Here is a 15,165-nt window from a genome sequence, read left to right as displayed (position 1 = left end):
CCGGAGGCGCTGGGGGGACCATGACAACACTGGAAAACCGGCCGAACACCGCCCTGCTCGTGGTCGACGTGCAGAACGGCGTCGTGGGCGGCTGCCACCGCCGGGACGAGGTCGTCGCGACCATCGGCGGGCTGGTCGAGAAGGCGCGGCGCGAGGGCGTGCCCGTCGTGTGGGTGCAGCACTCGGACGAGAACGTGGTGTACGGCAGCGACGACTGGGAGATCGTGCCGGAGCTGTCGCCGCGGGACGGCGAGCCGTGCCTCGGCAAGAACTACGCCGACGCGTTCGAGGGCACCACCCTCGAGGACGAGCTCGCCGGTCTCGCGGCGGGGCGGCTCGTCCTCGCCGGGGCGCAGACCGACGAGTGCATCCGCGCGACGCTGCACACCGCCATCGTGAAGGGGTACGACGCGCTCCTGGTCGCGGACGCGCACACCACCGAGGACCATTCGGCTTGGGGTGCGCCGCCGCCGGAGCAGGTCATCGCGCACACGAACCTGTACTGGCGCTACCACCGCGCGCCGGGCCGGACCGCCGGCACCGTGGACAGCGCCGACGTCGACTTCGGTGTGCTTTCCTGAACTCTCCGGCACGGAGGGAAGGAACAGCACACATGCGGTTGCGAGAGGTGACGCGGCAGCAAGTCGATTCGCCGATGGGCGAGGCCTACTCGCTGCTGGCGCAGCGCGGGGGCGCGCGTGACCTGCTCGACCTGGCGCAGGCGGCACCGCCGTACCCGCCCGCGCCCGAGGTCGCCGAGCGCCTGGCACGGGTCGCGGCCGACCCGCACGGCGCCGCGTACACGCCGGTGCCGGGGCTGCCGCTGCTGCGGGAGACCTTCGCCGCCGAGCTTTCCCGTGACTACGGGGCCGAGGTCGACGCCGCGAACGTCGTCATCACGTCCGGGTGCAACCAGGCGTTCGCCATGACGATCTCCGCGCTCGCCGGGCCCGGCGACGAGGTCGTGCTGGTGCTGCCGTTCTACTTCAACCACGACATGTGGTTGCGCCTCAACGAGATCGTGCCGGTGTACCTGGAGCCGGGGCCGGACCTGCTGCCCCGCGCCGAGGCGGCGGAGGCACTGCTGAGCTCCCGTACGCGGGCCATAGTGCTTGTCACGCCGGGAAATCCCAGCGGTGCCACGATCGGCGGCGCCGAACTGGCCGCCTTCGCCGCGCTGGCGCGCCGGCACGGCATTGCCCTGATCGTCGACGAGACCTACCGGTCCTTCCGGGAGGACGACGGGCCCGCGCACGCGTTGTTCACCGAGCCCGGCTGGGAGGACACCGTTGTCAGCCTGCACAGCTTCTCCAAGGACCTCGCGATCCCCGGCTACCGCGTCGGGGCCATCGTGGGGTCTCCGGCGCTCAACCGCGAGGTGCTGAAACTGCTCGACTGCGCCGCGATCTGCGCGCCCCGTGCCGGGCAGGAGGCCGTGCTGACCGGGCTCACCTCCGCCGGGGCGTGGCGGCGCGAGCGCGTGGCGGAGATCGCCCGGCGGCGGCACGCGTTCGCCGCGGTGATGGCGGACCGCCCGGGCGGGTTCACGCTGCTGTCGGCCGGGGCGTTCTTCGGCTGGGTGCGGCACCCGTTCCGCGACCGCCCCACCGGCGAAGTCGTGCGGCAGCTCATCGCGGAGTACGACACGCTCGTCATCCCCGGCACGGCGTTCTGGCCCGGCGACCCGGGCACGGTGCGGGTCAGCTACAGCAACCTGGGCCCCGAGGGCGTTGCCGAGCTCGCGGCGCGGCTCGCGCTGGCGGGCAAGGAGCGCTGACCGCCCGTCCTTGACAATAGGCAGGCAAATACCTGCATAATGGCCGGGTGAGTGCCGAAGAGCTGGACGCCGTCTTCAAGGCACTGGCCGACCCCACCCGTCGGCTGCTGCTCGACCGGCTGCGCGAGCGGAACGGGCAGACGCTGCGCCAGGTGTGCGAGCACCTGGACATGGCACGGCAGTCGGTGACCCAGCACCTCGACGTCCTGGTGCGGGCGAACCTCGTGACCGTCGTGCGGCGCGGGCGGGAACGGCTGCACTACCTCAACCCGGCACCCCTCGCCGAGATCGAGCGGCGCTGGATCTCCGAGTTCGACCAGCCCCGGCTGCGGGCGCTGCACGCCATCAAGACCCGAGCAGAGGAGTACGCCATGACCGTCCCGGACTACGTCTACGTCACCTACATCCACGCCAGTGCCGAGCAGGTGTGGCAGGCGCTGACGGACGCCGAGCTCACCGCGCGCTACTGGGGGCACCACAACGTCTCCGACTGGCAGCCGGGTTCGGACTGGGAGCACCGGCGGGCGGACGGCTCGGGTGCCGTCGACGTCGTCGGCAAGGTGCTCGAAGCCGAACCGCCGACGCGCCTGGTGATCACGTTCGAGGACTCGCCGGACAGCTCGCGGGAACCGTCGGTCGTGACGTTCCTCGTCGAGCCGCACGCGGAGATCGTGCGCCTCACCGTGACCCACGAGAAGCTGCCCGACCACGACATGCTGAAGGGGATCTCCAGCGGCTGGCCCGCCGTGCTGGCGAACCTCAAGTCGCTGCTCGAAACCGGCGACGTGCTGCCCCAGGCGCCGTGGGAGATGAGCCCCGCCCACGCGTAGCGGAAAACCCGTTGGCGGAGCGGACCCGCCGCTGCTACCTTGCCGGAGGCCGTGCGAGAGACCGAGGAGGTGGTACCCGTGAACACTGCGACATGGGTGCTCCCCTCAGGGGTCACGGTCGGGCGGTAGGTCGTCCGGGAGCGCCGTTTCCGAGCACTCCCGAAAGGCACGACCATGCACTTCACCTCCGAACGCCGCCTCGAAGACGGCGTCCTCGAACGCGAATTCACCCTCGGCGAGATCCCCGGCATCCTCTGGACGCCGGATTCCTCGCCAGCCCCGCTGATCCTGCTCGGCCACCCCGGCGGACTGGCCAGGATGTACCCCCGGCTGTCGGCCAGGGCCCGGCATTCCGCGGCGCAGGGCTACGCCACGGCCACCCTCGAACTCCCCGGCAGCGGGGAGCGGCCCCGTTCCGACGCCGCCGAGCAGGCCCGCGCCGACCTCCAACGGGCGGTGCGGGCCGGGAAACCGGTCGACGACGGGATCGTCGAGCGGCTCGTCCTCCCGCTGGTCGAAGCGGCGGTCCCGGAATGGCAGGAGGCGCTGGACGCCCTCCTCGCGCTGCCCGGGATCCGCGGCCCGGTCGGGTATTCCGGCGGGGTGATCGGCATCGGTCTCCGGCTGGCGGTGGTCGAGCCGCGCGTCGCGGCCGCCGTCCTGTTCGCCGGGAGCTACGTGCCGCGCCGCATGTTCGAGGAGGCCCGGCGGGTCACCATCCCGCTGCTCGTCCTGCTGCAGTGGGACGACGAAAACAACGACCGGCAACTGGCGCTGGACCTGTTCGACGCCTTCGGCTCGAAGGAAAAGACGTTGCACGCCAACATGGGCGGGCACACCGGCGTGCCGGGGTTCGAGGGCGACGACGTGAACCGGTTCTTCGCGCGGCACCTGGAGTAGCGCGCTCACGATGTGGACCGGGCTGGGCACACCGGGCCCGGCTGCCCCATGCTGTGCGGACAATCCACAGCAGAGGGAAGGTCGTGCTGGCGGTGGCCGGGCGGGATGCCGACGTGATCGTGGTGGGAGCCGGGGGCACCGGTTCCGCCGCGGCGTGGCAGCTCGCCGCCGGCGGGGCGCGGGTGGTCGTGCTGGAGGCGGGTCGTCCCGGGTGCGGTGCGTCCGGGACGCTCGCCTTCCGCGTCGCGGACGGGGAACTCGCGGGCAACCGGGCCGCGCTGCGGTCGTTGCCGTTGTGGCGGGAGGCCGAGCAGGAGACCGGCGTCCCGGTGCTCACACTGACCGGCGCGGTCGCCCACGGGCGGTCGGCGGAGCTGGACGTGCTGGCGTGGACGGCCGACGCGGTCGGGAAACCGGGCCGGTGGGTACCGCCGGAGGAGGCGGTCGAGCGCTGGCCCGGGCTCCGGTGCGAGGACCGGATCTTCTTCCACCCGCTCGCGGGCCGGCTCGACGCGTCGGCCGCGCTGCGGGCCTTGCGTGGCGCGGCAGCACAGAGCGGATGCATCATCCGCTACGGGGAACCGGTGACCGAGGTGCGCCCCCGGCAGTCCGATCTGGTGGAGGTCAGGACGGGTCAAGGGTGTTACCGGGCGCGCCGGGTGGTCGTCGCGGCCGGGGTGCGCTCCGCCGCGCTCGTCCCCGGTCTGCCGCCGCTGCGTCCGATGTGGACGCGCTCGGTGCGGTTCGCGCCGGTGCGGCCGGACCTGGAATGGCCCGTGTTCCAGCACTACCTCGACCCGCCCGCGCTGGCGGCGCACGGCTACGCGAGCGGCGTCCGCGGGGCGGGCACCGAGGTCGACTTCGCCGAGGCCGCGGCGGCCGAGGTGGACTGCCGCGCCGACGCACCCCGGACGCGGGCGCTCGCCCGCTACGTCGAGGAGTGGCTGCCGGGGGCGGACCCCGCTTCGGTGACGCTGTCCGCCCCGCGGTGCGAGTTCGTCTCGGACGCGGTGCTGGACCGGCGGGGCCCGGTGGTGGTCGCGTGCGGCCTCGCCGGGCGCGGGCTGCCGGTCCTGCCGGTGGTGGGCCGGGTGCTGGCGGCACTGGTCACCACCGGCGAGCCGCACCCGGCGGCCCCGTGACGTCAGGGTTCGATCACCAGCCGCTCGATCAGTCCGTTGTGGAGGGTGAACCGGAAGTGCAGGTCGACGACGCCGCCGGGGAAGTCGCCCTCCAGGTGGTGGGTCGCCACGTAGTGGTCGTCGTCCACGCGTTCGGTGCCCGTGAGCGTCGAGGTGTAGGTGTACTCGCTCGCCGAGCGCCGGAGCCAGGCCGCGATCTCGGCGTGGCCCCGGTAGGTGTGACCCTCGTCGGTGACCGTCGCGTCGGGGGCGAGCAGGCGCAGCTCGGCGTCGGTGTCGTGGGCCTCGTGCGCGGCCAGGTACGCGGTGATCGTTTCGGGCAGGGACAAGGTCCTTCTCCTTTCAGCCGACGGTCGGCACGGTGCCGCCGTCGATGGTGTGTTCGGCGCCGGTGATGGCGGAGGCGCGGTCCGACACGAGGAACGCGACGAGTTCGGCGACCTCGGCGGGCTCGGCGGGGCGGCCGAGCGGGATCCCGCCGAGGAAGTCCATGAGCCGGTCCAGCGCCTGCCCGGGGGTGACGCCGTGGGTGGCGGCCATGCGCTCGATCAGGGCGTCGGCGGCCGACGTGCGGATGAAGCCGGGGGAGACGACGTTGACCCGCACCCCGCGCGGTCCCACTTCGTTGGCCAGCCCCTTGCTGTAGGCGGTCAGCGCGGCCTTCGCGGCCGCGTAGCCGAGCGTCCCGTCGTAGAGCGGCATGCGGCGCTGGATCGACGACACGTGCACGACGGCACCGGATCCGGTCTCCAGCATCCCCGGCAGCAGGGCGCGGTCGAGGCGGACCGCCGCGAGCAGGTTGAGCCGCAGTTCGTCGCCCCAGTGCCGGCCGGTCAGCGCGGCGAACCCGCCGGCCGGGGAGCTCGAACCGCCGAGGGTGTGCACGAGGATGTCGGCCGCCCCGAGGTGCTCGCGCACGCCGTCGGCGACGGCGGCGACGCCTTCGTCAGTGGTGAGGTCGGCCGGGAGGAACAGGCCCGCGTCCGGCGGGCGGGTGCGGGCGACCCCCAGTACGGTCGCGCCGGCCGCACGCAGCCGGGCGGTGATCGCGGCGCCGGTGCCCCGTCCGGCGCCGGTGACCACGGCCCGCCTGCCGTCGAGGCGGCCGGTCTTCTGGTGTGTCATGCCGCCAGCGTGTGGCCTCTCCCGGGGAGAGGGGCAAACGGCTGGAGTCTCCCGCGGGGTGAGGGTGCACAGTGGACGGTATGCGCCAGGGACTGACGATCGGGGAGTTCGCCCAGCTGACCCACCTGAGCGTGCGCACGCTGCGCCGCTACCACGAGGCGGGCCTGCTCGAGCCCGCGTCGGTCGACCCGGCGAGCGGCTACCGGTACTACACCGGGGCGCAGATCCCGCAGGCCCAGGTGATCCACCGGCTGCGGGAACTGGACATGCCGCTGGCCGACGTGAAGCAGATCCTCGCCACCGGGGACCCGGAGGCCCGCGCGGAGCTGACCGCCGCCCACCTGCGGCGGCTGGAGGAGCGGCTGGACCGCACGCGGGCCGCGGTCACGTCGTTGCGGCAGCTGCTGCGCCCCGACGTCGAGCGGCTGGAGGTGGAGCTGCGGTCGGTGCCCGCCCGGACCGTCACGGCGGTGAGCGGCACGGTCGCCGAGGAGGACGTGCTGACCTGGTACGACGGCGCGATGGCGGAACTGGACGCGGCCGTGCGGGGGCACGAGCCCGCCGGACCGCCGGGTGGCCTGTACGACAACGAGCTGTTCACCGCCGGACGCGGGCGCGTGCTGGTCTACCGCCCCGTCCCCGACGCCCCTGAAACCGGGCGCGTGGCACGGCACGTCCTGCCCGCGGTGGAGCTGGCGGTGACGGTGCACCGCGGGCCTCACGACGACATCGACGTGACGTACGGCAGGCTCGGCGAGTGGGTGGTGGAGCACGCGCTCGCCGTGGACGGTCCGGTGCACGAGACCTACCTGTGCGGCCCGCGCGACGACCCGGACCCGGACTCGTGGCGCACGGAGATCGGCTGGCCGGTCTTCCGGCTGTCGCCCGGCGCGCGTTCCGGCGGATGACGTGGTCCCGGCCGGGTCGTTCCGGCCGGGACCACGCTGACGCCTCAGACGCCGGGCGGTGTCGAGCGGGTGCCCCAGTTCGTGGGCGTGCCGCTCAGCTCGAACCGGATCTCGCCCGCCCGCAGGAGATCCGCGTGCGAGATCCACGACCGGTCGTAGTCGTGGTGTCCGATTTGGACGTCCTTTGTGTACTGGAACTTCGACGCGCTGGCGCCGGGCGCCTCGATCTCGATCCGCCGGCCGCCGGCGGGCCGGATCTCGACCTTCTCGAACATCGGGGTGCTCAGCAGGTAGGTACCGGAACCGGGCTGCGCCTCGAAGATCCCCGTCATGCCGAACACGAGCCACGACGAGATGGTGCCGAGGTCGTCGTTGCCGGGCATGCCGTAGGGGGTGTCGGTGAACAGCGTCCGCGCCGCGCGCAGCACGGCCGACGTCTTCCACGGCGCGCCCGTCCACGCGTACATCCACGGCGCGTGCAGGTCGGGTTCGTTGTTGGGGTTGAAGGCGAAGTTGTTGTGGTAGTCGTACGCGCCGTGCACCCACGACTCGCTCGCGGCCTTCGCCGGGTCGGTCAGCAGCAGTGGCATGTCGAAGAAGGTGTCGAGCCGCTGCTCCGCCTGGCCCGCGCCGCCCATCAGGCCGAACAACGTCGCCGGGTCCTGCTGGGCCAGCCACTGGTACTGCCACGGCGTGCCCTCGTGGAAACCGACGGACTGCGCCGGGTCGGCGTCACCGACGAAGGTGCCGTCGGCGGCGCGGGCGCGCGGGAACCCGGTGAAGCCGTGTGAGGTCACGCTCCGGTCCCACAGGTTGGCGAAGTCGTCACAGCGGCCGCGCAGGGTTTTCGCCTTGTCCGCGTACCCGAGGCCCTGCGCCATCGTGGCCAGCGCGCAGTCGCCGAGCGCGTACTCCAGCGTCGCGGACCCGGCCTGGCGGGTGTCGCCGAAGGTGTAGCCGAGGACGTCCTGGTAGCCGATCCAGCCGTTCTGGACGTAGCTGGGATTGCCGTCGCGGCCGCGGAAGATCGACTGGTCGGCGGGCACCTCGGTGGCGTTGCGCCACAGCGCGTCGAACAGCTGCCGCGCGGTGCGGTCGTCGAGCAGGCCGCGGCGGTAGTTGTCGACGACCCACGGGGTGACCGGGTCGCCGCTCATCACGTTCGTCTCGCCGTTGGCCAGCGCCCAGCGCGGCAGCCAGCCGCCGTCGGAGTAGATCTTGAGCACCGACTTCGTCATGTCCGCGGCCTTGTCCGGGTGCAGGAGCGCGACGAGCTGGTTCTGCGAGCGGTAGGTGTCCCACAGCGAGAACATCTGGTAGTAGGTGTCGCGGCTGCGGTGCACGCGGTCGTCGAAGCCGCGGTAGGAACCGTCCACATCGGACCCGACGGACGGGTGCAGCAGCGACCGGTACAGCGCGCTGTAGTAGGTGCGCTGGTCGGCGGTGGTGCCCCCCGCGACGCGCATCCGGTTCAGCTCGTCGAGCCACGTGTCGTGCGCGGCGTTCCGCGCCCGGTCGAAGGACTTCGGCTGCTCCGCGGTGCGGTTGAGCCGGGCGCCGTCGATCGAGGTGTAGGACACGCCGACCGAGACGCCGACCTGCCCGTTCCGGGTGGGGTCGAAGCTCAGCCACGCGCCGGTGCGCTGGCTGCCGAGCGAGGCGTCCCGCTTGCCCGCGGTCAGCGTCGAGTCGGTCCAGGTGCCGAAACCGGTGAACTTCCGGTCGAAGTGCGCGCTGAAGAAGATCTTGTAGCGCTCCTTCTGGGTCTCCCAGCAGAAGTTGCCGCCCTCGACCCAGCCCTCGACGGTGTCGTCGCCGACCACGTGCACGTCGCCGGCGTAGGTGTAGCCGTTGGCCTCGCCGACCTCGATGAGGACGTTCTCGGCGGCGCCCGCGGGGTAGGTGTAGCGGTGCTGCCCGGTGCGCTGGGTGGCGGTCAGCTCGGCGGTGATGCCGTCGTCCAGCTTGACGCCGTAGTAGCCGGGCTGCCGGGTTTCGTTGGCGTGGCTGAACTTCGCGCCGTACTGCGCCGGGTCGGACGTGGTGACCGCGCCGGTGGTCGGCATGAAGCGGAAGGTGCCCATGGTCTGGCAGCCCACGCCCGAGAGGTGCGTGTGGCTGAAGCCGAGGATCGTGTCCTGCGCGTAGTCGTAGGACGCGTACTTCTTGAGCTGCGTGTCGGGGCTCAGCTGCACCATCCCGAAGGGGGTGGTGGCACCGGGAAACGTGGTGCCGTCGCCGTTGTTGCCGATCGACGTGTCGACCAGCGCGGTCGGGTCGCCGGCGAACCGCGGCCCCCGCTCCTGCGCGACGGCGGGCGTCGCGACGGCGACGGTCGTGACCCCGGCGAGCAGGGCGGCAAGGACGCGCTTGCGCGCTCTCATTCCGTTTCCTCCTGTGACAACGTTGTCAATCTGCGTGCTTTGATCCTTTCGGGCCGGGGAGGGGAGCGTCAACCCGCCGAAGGTCGGGAGTTTCGGGGGTGGGAGGGGCGGGGCAGGGGAGGGCTTGGCCGGGGAGGCGGGGCGGGCGAGGGGGACGCAGGGCGGCTTGGCCGGGGAGGAGTTGGCGGGAAGCGGCGCGGCGCAGGGGAGGGCTTGGCCGGGGAGACGGGACGGGCGAGGGTGCGCGCGGGAGGGGCAGCGGCGCGGCGGGAGGCAGGGCGGCTTGGCGGGAGAGGGGCGGCAGCGCGGCGGCGCGGGGGAGGCGGCGCGCGGGAGGGGCGGTGGGAGAGGGGCGGCGGCGCGGCTTGGGGGCGGCGGCGGGACGGGGGAGGCGGCGCGTTGGCAGGGAGCGCGCGTCTCAGGAGGCCGCGTGTGCCTTCGAGCGGCGGGTGGGCTCGCCGCCCGGCCCCGGGGAGCCAACACTCGCGCCGCGGGACAGCCCGGCCCAGCCCGGGAGGCCGACAAGGCGCGCCGCGGGACAGCCCGGCCCAGCCCGGGAGGCCGACAAGGCGCGCCGCGGGACAGCCCGGCCCAGCCCGGGAGGCCGACAAGGCGCGCCGTGGGAGAGCGCGGCTCCGCCGTTCAGAGGACGGTGCGGTTTCGCCAGGGCCAGCACCGCGCCACGAGGGCCGCGACCCCTGCCTCAGGAGACCGCCCGCCCCACAGGGTAAGCGCAACGCCGCCCGGCCCCGAAGGCACACACCCTCAGGAGGTCAGCGCCCGCCACGCCTCCCGGCGTTCCCGCTGCCGCGCGGGGTCCGCGACCGGGGCGGCCGCCACCAGCCGCCGCGTGTAGGGCTGCTTCGGGGCGCCCAGCACGGCCGCCACCGGGCCCTCCTCCACGACCCGCCCCTGGTGCAGCACCACCACCCGGTCGGCCACCCGCTCGACGACCGCGAGGTCGTGCGAGATGAACAGGCACGCGAACGCCAGCTCCCGCTGCAGGTCGGCCAGCAGCGCCAGCACCGAGGCCTGCACGGAAACGTCCAGCGCGCTCGTCGGCTCGTCCGCGATCAGCAGCCGTGGCCGCAGCGCGAGCGCCCGCGCGATGCCGACCCGCTGCCGCTGGCCACCGGACAGCTCGTGCGGGTACCGCCCGCTCCAGCCCGGGTCCAGCCGCACCGCCTCCAGCAACTCGGCCACGCGCGCCCGGTGGTCGCCACGCTCCCCGTGCACCACCAGCGGTTCCGCGATGCTCGCGCCGATCGTCGCCCGCGGGTTCAGCGCCGAGGCCGGGTTCTGGAACACCACACCGATCTGCCGCCGCACCTCACGCCGCTGCCGCGCGTTCGCCCGCGCCAGGTCCACCCCGGCGATCCGCACCTCACCGCCCGACAGCGCCACCAGGCCGGTGAGCACCGACGAGATCGTGCTCTTGCCCGAACCCGACTCGCCGACCAGCCCCAGCACTTCGTCGGCCGCGATGGTCAGTGACACGCCGTCCACGGCACGCACACCGCCGCGGTAGGTGACCTCCAGGTCCCGCACCGAAACCAGCGGCCCGGCCTCGGGCACCGCCTTGCCCGGCGAGCCGGAACCCAGTGACAGCACCGAATCCAGCAGCTCCCGCGTGTAGTCCGCCTTGGGGGCGGCGAACAGCCCCGTGGCCGTGTTCTGCTCGACCACCCGGCCCTCACGCAGCACCACCACGCGGTCCGCGAGGTCGGCGACCACGCCCATGTCGTGCGTGACGAGCAGGATCGCCGTGCCCAGCCGGTCCCGCAGCGACCGCAGCAGCTGCAGGATCCCGGCCTGCACCGTCACGTCCAGCGCCGTGGTCGGTTCGTCGGCGATGAGCAGCGCCGGCTCGTGCACCAGCGCCGCCGCGATCACGACGCGCTGCAGCTGCCCGCCGGACAGCTCGTGCGGGTACGACCGCAGCACCCGCGTGGCGTCGAGCTCCACGAGTTCGAGCAGTTCCCTGGCGCGCTCCCGGGCCTGCGCCCGCGACACCTTCCGGTGCGCGCGCACCGCGTCCACCAGCTGGGTGCCGATGCGGAACACCGGGTTGAGCGCGCTCATCGGCTCCTGGAACACCATGCCGATCTCGCCGCCCCGCACCGCACGCAGCGCATCACCGTCCACTGTGTACAGATCGCGGCCGGACAGCGTCGCCGAACCCGTCACCGTCGCGGTGTCCGGCAGCAGCCCGAGCAGGGACAGCGCGGTGACCGACTTGCCGGAACCGGACTCCCCGACGAGGGCGACGACCTCGCCGGGGAACACGTCGAACGCGACGTCCCGGACCGCTTCGGTGTCCCCGAAGCGGATCGAGACGTCCCGGAGTGCGAGCAGCGCGTCGGCCACTTACTTCGCCAGCCCCATCTGCAGGTAGTTGGGGTAGGCGGGGAACTCGCCGATGGCGAAGTCGCCCACCTTCGAGCCGTGCAGGAACGAGTTGCGCGTGTAGATCAGCGGCACGATGGGGGAGTCCTGCAGGATCCGCCGGTCCGCCTGCGCCCACAGCTTCCCGGCCGCCGCCGGGTCGACGGTGCCCTGCGCCTGCGCGATCAGCGCGTCCACCTCGGGCACGGAGTAGCGCGAGATGTTGTACCCGTTGTTGCCGATCTCCGACGTGCCGAACAGCGGCTGGATGTTGGCGTTGGCGCTGGGGAAGTCCGGCTGCCAGGAAGTGAGGGTGAGGTCGTAGGCGTTGTCGTCGTTGCCGGTGGCGACGGCCTGCCAGGCGTCGTCGTCCAGCGGGCGGAGCTTGGTCTCGATGCCCGCCCGCCGCAGCGCGGCCTGGATCGCCTGCGCCTTGTCGGCGTAGTTGTTCGCGGTGGACACCGGGAAGTCCAGGTTCTGGATGCCGTCCGGGTACCCGGCTTCGGCGAGCAGCTGCTTGGCCTTGGCCACGTCACCGGTCGGCGGGGCGGGGTAGAGGTCGAACACCTCGCGGCCGACGATGCCCTCGGTGATCAGCGTGGTGGCGACCGGGCCGGCGAGGTCGGCGGTGCCCGCGGTGGCGATCTGGTACGCGGTCTTGTCCACCGCGTACTGGAAGGCCTGGCGCACCTTGGGGTTCGCGAGCGGGCCGCGGCGGGTGTTGAGCGCCAGGTAGGCCAGCGCCCCGGACTTCGAGGTGACGAGCTGGTCCTTCGCCGCCGGGTTGGTGCGGATCTGCGCGAGCTGCGCGGGGTTGACGAACGCCGCGCCGAACGCGTGGGCGTCGTCCCCGCCGCTGGCGAGCAGCCGCTGGGACATCACGCCGGTGTCCTGGCCCAGCTGCATCACGACCTCGTCGGGCAGGCCGGTGCGGGCGACGTCGGTCTTGGGGTCCCAGTTGGGGTTGCGGGTCAGCCGGATCTCCACGCCCTTGGTGTAGGAGGCGACCTGGTAGGGGCCGGACGCGACCGGGCTGGAGTCGTACGTCGCGTCGGTGCCCTTGCCCTTGGGCACCGGGGCGAACGCGGGCATGCTCACGATCCACGGCCAGTCGCCGTAGGGCCGTGCGAGGTGGAACACGATCGTCTTCGCGTCGGGCGTCTCGATCGAGGCCAGGTCACCGCTCTTGAACGGCCCCGAGTACGACGTGCCGCCCTCCAGCAGGGTCTTGTGGTAGCCCAGCCCGCCGGCGAACGCCGGGTCGAACGAGCGCTCGATGCCGTACTTGATCTCCGCGCTCGTGATGGGCGTGCCGTCGGACATCTTGAGGCCGTCCTTGAGCGTGAACGTCCACGTCTTCCCGTCGGCGCTCGCGCGGCCGGTGTCGGTCGCGAGGTCGGGCACCACGGTCGTGGGGCCGTCGGCGGAGGTCTTCCACGCGGTCAGGCGGCGGTGGATGAGCCCGGAGAAGGTGATCGCGAGGCTCTGGCTCCTGGCCGGGTCGAGGCGCTGGGAGGTGCCGTCGTAGAGGATGCGGAGCGTGCCACCGGGGGAGACGGTGAGCGCGCCGCCACCGGAGCGCTCGTTGGCGTTGCAGGCGGCCAGCAGCGCGCCGGCGCCCGACACCCCCGCGGCCAGTCCCACTGCCCTGAGGAAATCCCTGCGATCCATCAAGTTTCCTTCCTGGTTTCGAAGCGGCGGAGCCGCTTGCTGCGGGCCGTCAGCCGGCTCCGCCACCCAAGCAACCATTTCCCTCCTCCTCACCTGACCCGCGCGCGCGGGTCGAGGACTCCGTAGAGGACGTCGACGACGAAGTTCGCCAGTACGACGAAGAAGGCGGCGAACACGGACACGCCCATCAGCAGCGGCAGGTCCACCTGGTGCACCGCGTCCACCAGCAGCCCGCCGAGGCCGGGCAGCGCGAACACCCGCTCGGTGATCACCGCGCCGCCGAGCAGGGAGCCGAGGTCGATGGCGAACACCGTGACCACGGGCAGCAGCACGTTGCGCAGCGCGTACTTCCCGACGACCGTCCGCTCGGGCAGGCCGACCGCCCGCGCCGTGCGGATGAAGTCCTCACCGAGGACCTCCAGCATCTGGCCGCGCGAGAGCCGCGCGTACACGGCCGCGTTGATGAACGCCAGCACCAGCCACGGCAGCACGAGGTGCCACGCCCAGTCGACCGGGCTCTCCGCGAGCGGCACGTACCCGTTGACCGGCACCACGTCGAGCGTGAACCCGAACAGCAGGATCCCCAGCAGCCCCACCAGGTACGCCGGAGCCGACACCCCGGCCAGCGTCACCGTCATCGCGATGCGGTCGGTCGCCCTGCCCCGCCGCAGCGCCGACAGCACACCCGTCGCGACCCCGGCGGCGAGCCAGAGCACCGCGGCGCCCACGGCGAGCGACACGGTGACCGGCAGCCGGTCGCCGATGAGCGTCAGCACCGGTTCGCTCTGCTGGAAGGAGTAGCCGAAACACGGTGCGGCGCACACGATCGCCGTCGCGCCGGTGCCGAACGTGCGGCCGGTGAAGATCCCGCCGAGGAAGTCGAGGTACTGCTGGATCCACGGCTTGTCGAAGCCCATGAACTGCCGTGCCAGCGCGAGGTTCTCCGGCGTGCACGGCTTGCCGCACGACATGATCGCGGGGTCGGTGGGCAGCAGGTAGAACACCGCGAACATGCCGAAGCTGACCACGAGCAGGACGACGACCATGCCGCCCAGCCGGGCACCGACGAAACGCAGCGTGCGGGTCACCGGCGCACCGCCGTCTTCGGGTCGAGCGCGTCCCGCAGCCCGTCGCCGAGCATGTTGAACGCCAGCGTCGCGAGGAACAACGCGGCGCCGGGGAAGATCAGGAACATCGGATCGGTCTGCACCCAGTTGATCGCGTCGCTGATGGAACGGCCCCAGCTCGGCGTGGGCGGCGGGATCCCGACCCCGAGGAACGACAGCGCCGCCTCCAGGCCGATGTTGGCCGGGATGGTGACCGTGGTCAGCACGATGATCGGCGCCCAGAGGTTCGGCAGCAGCTCGCGGCGGAACACGTGCACCCCGCCCGCGCCGAGCGCCCGCGCGGCACGCACGAAGTCGCGGTTGCGCAGGCTGAGCGTCTGGGCGCGCACGACACGGGCCACGCGCGGCCAGCCGAACAGGCCGATCACCGCGATCAGCAGCAGCGGCCGGGGGATCGAGGCCGGGGCGACGGCACCGACCGCGATCATGAAGATGAGCTGCGGGAACCCGAGCAGCACGTCGGTCACGCGGCTGACCGCGGTGTCCCACCAGCCGCCGGTGTACCCGGCGCTCGCGCCCAGCAGCACCCCGATGACCACCGACACCACCGTCGCCGCGAGTCCGATGAGGAACGACGTGCGTGCCCCGTAGGCGACGATCGAGAACAGGTCCCGCCCGGTCAGCGGCTCGACGCCGAACCAGTGGGCGCCGCTGATGCCGCCGAGCGCGCCGGCGCCCGTGCCGTCGGCGGGGTCGAGCAGGTCCGTGTGGTAGGTGTACGGGTCCTGCCCCTCGATCATGGCGAGCAGCGGCGCGGCGAGCGCGGTCACGATCACCAGCACGATGACGACGGCACTGGCCTGCGCCCACCGGTCACGCCGCAGGGAGCGCCACAGGCCGCGTGACGCCGGAGCGGCGGCGGGCACGGGCGCGCCGCCCGGCGACAGCATGTCGGACAACTGTTCCTCTGCGGGTC

The 15,165-nt window shown here is 72.7% G+C and carries 13 protein-coding genes; 6 read left to right on the top strand and 7 right to left on the bottom strand.

Features of this window, described 5'->3' with window-relative positions; translation table 11 throughout:
- Window positions 1-20 precede the first annotated feature (20 nt).
- The 5 genes from BMZ92_RS14475 to BMZ92_RS14450 all read left to right on the top strand — a co-directional run bounded on the left by BMZ92_RS14475 (window position 21) and on the right by BMZ92_RS14450 (window position 4,649).
- Window positions 21-581 carry an isochorismatase family protein gene (locus BMZ92_RS14475; RefSeq protein WP_091507365.1) on the top strand — a complete coding sequence of 187 codons (561 nt, stop codon included), beginning with the start codon at window positions 21-23 and terminating at the stop codon, window positions 579-581.
- 32 nt (window positions 582-613) lie between these two features.
- Window positions 614-1,777 carry an aminotransferase gene (locus BMZ92_RS14470; protein WP_091507363.1) on the top strand — a complete coding sequence of 388 codons (1,164 nt, stop codon included), beginning with the start codon at window positions 614-616 and terminating at the stop codon, window positions 1,775-1,777.
- Between the two features lie 47 nt (window positions 1,778-1,824).
- The gene (locus BMZ92_RS14465; protein ID WP_245783056.1) at window positions 1,825-2,607 is read left to right on the top strand and encodes an ArsR/SmtB family transcription factor; all 783 of its coding nucleotides are present in this window, start codon (window positions 1,825-1,827) and stop codon (window positions 2,605-2,607) included.
- 174 nt (window positions 2,608-2,781) lie between these two features.
- Entirely contained in the window at window positions 2,782-3,507 is a 726-nt protein-coding gene (locus BMZ92_RS14455) for a dienelactone hydrolase family protein (RefSeq protein WP_091507361.1), read from the top strand.
- An 83-nt stretch (window positions 3,508-3,590) separates the two neighbouring features.
- Window positions 3,591-4,649 carry an NAD(P)/FAD-dependent oxidoreductase gene (locus BMZ92_RS14450; RefSeq protein ID WP_177228695.1) on the top strand — a complete coding sequence of 353 codons (1,059 nt, stop codon included), beginning with the start codon at window positions 3,591-3,593 and terminating at the stop codon, window positions 4,647-4,649.
- A gap of 2 nt (window positions 4,650-4,651) precedes the next feature.
- Here BMZ92_RS14450 and BMZ92_RS14445 read toward each other — a convergent pair whose 3' ends face one another.
- Complete coding sequence (locus BMZ92_RS14445; protein WP_091507357.1) at window positions 4,652-4,978, bottom strand: nuclear transport factor 2 family protein; 327 nt, start codon at window positions 4,976-4,978, stop codon at window positions 4,652-4,654.
- Between the two features lie 13 nt (window positions 4,979-4,991).
- Complete coding sequence (locus BMZ92_RS14440) at window positions 4,992-5,774, bottom strand: SDR family oxidoreductase (RefSeq protein WP_091507354.1); 783 nt, start codon at window positions 5,772-5,774, stop codon at window positions 4,992-4,994.
- Window positions 5,775-5,854: 80 nt separating this feature from the next.
- Between BMZ92_RS14440 and BMZ92_RS14435 the strand changes: the two genes are divergently transcribed.
- Window positions 5,855-6,682 (top strand): MerR family transcriptional regulator, encoded by an 828-nt coding sequence (locus tag BMZ92_RS14435; RefSeq protein WP_091507349.1) that lies wholly within the window; start codon window positions 5,855-5,857, stop codon window positions 6,680-6,682.
- A 44-nt stretch (window positions 6,683-6,726) separates the two neighbouring features.
- Here BMZ92_RS14435 and BMZ92_RS14430 read toward each other — a convergent pair whose 3' ends face one another.
- The 5 genes from BMZ92_RS14430 to BMZ92_RS14410 form a co-directional block, all read right to left on the bottom strand.
- Entirely contained in the window at window positions 6,727-9,066 is a 2,340-nt protein-coding gene (locus BMZ92_RS14430; protein WP_091507346.1) for a GH92 family glycosyl hydrolase, read from the bottom strand.
- Between the two features lie 765 nt (window positions 9,067-9,831).
- Window positions 9,832-11,433, bottom strand: a complete 1,602-nt coding sequence (locus tag BMZ92_RS14425) for a dipeptide ABC transporter ATP-binding protein (protein ID WP_091507345.1) — start codon at window positions 11,431-11,433, stop codon at window positions 9,832-9,834.
- Window positions 11,434-13,122, bottom strand: coding sequence for an ABC transporter substrate-binding protein (locus BMZ92_RS14420; RefSeq protein WP_091507342.1), 1,689 nt, complete (start codon window positions 13,120-13,122; stop codon window positions 11,434-11,436).
- Between the two features lie 89 nt (window positions 13,123-13,211).
- Window positions 13,212-14,210 (bottom strand): ABC transporter permease, encoded by a 999-nt coding sequence (locus BMZ92_RS14415; RefSeq protein ID WP_245783055.1) that lies wholly within the window; start codon window positions 14,208-14,210, stop codon window positions 13,212-13,214.
- Window positions 14,207-15,148, bottom strand: a complete 942-nt coding sequence (locus tag BMZ92_RS14410) for an ABC transporter permease (protein ID WP_091507339.1) — start codon at window positions 15,146-15,148, stop codon at window positions 14,207-14,209. Before BMZ92_RS14410 ends, BMZ92_RS14415 begins: the two co-directional genes overlap by 4 nt.
- Window positions 15,149-15,165 lie beyond the last annotated feature (17 nt).

Origin of the sequence: Amycolatopsis sacchari (genome assembly GCF_900114035.1) — a bacterium.
GTDB lineage: Bacteria > Actinomycetota > Actinomycetes > Mycobacteriales > Pseudonocardiaceae > Amycolatopsis_E > Amycolatopsis_E sacchari.
Note: the sequence above shows the minus strand (reverse complement) of the source record. Positions and strands in the feature narration are given on the sequence as shown.

Excerpts from the sequence above, each read along its gene's own strand:
- BMZ92_RS14470 (WP_091507363.1), top strand. The coding sequence starts at position 614 with ATGCGGTTGCGAGAGGTGACGCGGCAGCAAGTCGATTCGCCGATGGGC.
- BMZ92_RS14435 (WP_091507349.1), top strand. The coding sequence starts at position 5,855 with ATGCGCCAGGGACTGACGATCGGGGAGTTCGCCCAGCTGACCCACCTG.
- BMZ92_RS14440 (WP_091507354.1), bottom strand. The coding sequence starts at position 5,774 with ATGACACACCAGAAGACCGGCCGCCTCGACGGCAGGCGGGCCGTGGTC.
- BMZ92_RS14475 (WP_091507365.1), top strand. The coding sequence starts at position 21 with ATGACAACACTGGAAAACCGGCCGAACACCGCCCTGCTCGTGGTCGAC.
- BMZ92_RS14430 (WP_091507346.1), bottom strand. The coding sequence starts at position 9,066 with ATGAGAGCGCGCAAGCGCGTCCTTGCCGCCCTGCTCGCCGGGGTCACG.
- BMZ92_RS14420 (WP_091507342.1), bottom strand. The coding sequence starts at position 13,122 with ATGGATCGCAGGGATTTCCTCAGGGCAGTGGGACTGGCCGCGGGGGTG.
- BMZ92_RS14455 (WP_091507361.1), top strand. The coding sequence starts at position 2,782 with ATGCACTTCACCTCCGAACGCCGCCTCGAAGACGGCGTCCTCGAACGC.